The organism is Microcoleus sp. Pol12B4, assembly GCF_036701385.1.
GTDB lineage: Bacteria > Cyanobacteriota > Cyanobacteriia > Cyanobacteriales > Microcoleaceae > Microcoleus.
The window spans coordinates 1-2168 of the sequence record NZ_JAUBQR010000409.1; the positions used below are offsets into that span (position 1 = coordinate 1).

The window sequence follows — 2168 nt, forward strand, 5'->3', positions numbered from 1 at the left end:
ATCCGATCGCGCAATTTACCCGCCTCCTCAAACTCCAACTTCTTAGCCGCCGCCTTCATCTGCGCTTCCAACCGCCCGATCAACTGAGGAATCTCATCCAAAGATAACTCGTTTACCTGTTCGTAAACCTCCTCCAACTGCTGAGAATTAAGCTTGCGCGACACATCCAAAAATGCCAAAATCGCATTACTCGATCGCTTTTTGGCGATCGGCTGCGGCGTAATCCCGTGCATTTTATTGTAGGCTAGCTGAATCCCCCGGCGTCGATCCGTTTCGTCGATCGCCTTAACCATACTATCCGTCAAATTATCCGCGTACAAAATAGCCTGTCCCTGAACGTGCCGCGCCGCCCTTCCAATCGTTTGAATCAACGAACGTCCCGATCGCAAAAACCCCTCTTTATCCGCATCCAAAATTACCACCAGCGAAACTTCCGGCAAATCCAAACCTTCCCGCAGCAAGTTAACACCAATCAATACATCAAACTTACCATCCTGCAAATCTTGGATAATTTCGATGCGTTGAATCGACTGAATTTCCGAGTGCAAATACCGCACTCTAATTCCCCTTTCCTGCAAATATTCGGTTAAATCTTCCGCCATCCGCTTCGTTAAAGTCGTCACCAAAACTCGCTCGTCCCGACTTACTCTCTCCTTGATTTCCCCCAACAAATCATCAATTTGTCCTTCCGTCGGGCGCACAAAAATTGTCGGATCTATTACTCCGGTAGGGCGAATTACTTGCTCTGCAACTCTGCCTTCAGATATCTCCATTTCCCAATCCCCAGGCGTAGCAGAAACAAAGATGCACTGATTCTCTTTCGCCCAGAATTCCTCTGCTTTTAAAGGTCGGTTATCGGCAGCGCTGGGCAAGCGAAAACCGTGTTCTATCAATACTTTCTTGCGCGCTTGGTCGCCGTTGTACATCCCCCGAATTTGCGGCACTGTGACGTGAGATTCATCTATCACCAACATCCAATCTTTCGGGAAATAATCAATCAAACATTCTGGCGGTTCCCCCGCATTTCTCCCTGCTAAATGCCGCGAATAATTTTCGACTCCGTTGCAGTAACCTACCTCGCGCAGCATTTCCAAATCGTAGCGCGTGCGCTGTTCCAACCGCTGAGCTTCTAATAGTTTACCCTCTTTTTCAAATTCTGCCAGTCGGTCTTCTAATTCGAGTTCTATTCCTTGGCAAGCTGCCTCTAATTTATCTTCTGCAGTGACAAAGTGGCGCGCTGGATAGATATTTAAAGCCGTTGTACTTTGCAGGATTTTACCTGTAACGGGGTCAACGTAGCGAATGGCATCGATTTCGTCGCCGAAGAATTCAACGCGAATAATTCTATCTTCGTAAGCAGGGCCAATTTCCAAAACATCGCCTTTAACGCGAAATTTGCCTCTGCCTAAATCTATGTCGTTGCGACTGTATTGGACGTTGACTAAATCTCGCAAAACTTGCCGCTGGTTGACTTCCATTCCTACTTGCAAAGGAATAGCAGCTTTCAGGTATTCTGCGGGCATTCCCAAACCGTAGATGCAGCTAATTGAAGCAACTACAATTACGTCGCGGCGTTCAAAGAGCGATCGCGTGGCTGAGTGCCGCAACATATCGATCTCGTCGTTAATTGCTGCCGTCTTCTCAATGAAAGTATCGGTGACGGCGATGTATGCTTCAGGTTGGTAGTAGTCGTAATAACTGACAAAGTATTCGACTGCATTGTTCGGAAAAAAATTTCGCAGTTCGTTGCACAGTTGAGCTGCCAGGGTTTTGTTGTGTGCTAGGACTAAGGTGGGTCTGCCGACTTTTTCAATCACCGAGGCAATGGAGAAGGTTTTGCCCGTACCTGTGGCACCGAGTAAGGTTTGAAATCGATCGCCCGCTTCGATGCCTTTGACGAGTTGGGCGATCGCTAGCGGTTGGTCGCCTGTGGGCTGGAAGGGCGCTTGCAATTGAAAAGATGCTGCCGCAGTTACCATAGGAAAATGTAGCTATTACCCATAAATCTTAACAAAAATGCAGAGATTCTGCAATTTCGTTAAAAAAATAGTTAGACTTTGTAATATTATTTTAATCATCAGCCCAAATAGAAAGCAGAAAGCCCACAAAAGCAGTTGTCCGAACCCAGCAATCAACAGCAATAAACGAGGAAAAGAATTATGGATACG

Annotated in this window: 1 protein-coding gene; it reads right to left on the bottom strand. The window is 46.8% G+C overall.

The window, feature by feature from the left end; all coding sequences use genetic code 11:
• On the bottom strand, positions 1-1979 hold a 1979-nt coding region (gene uvrB / locus QUA38_RS28605; protein ID WP_333167839.1), incomplete at its 3' end, for an excinuclease ABC subunit UvrB.
• Positions 1980-2168: the final 189 nt, after the last annotated feature.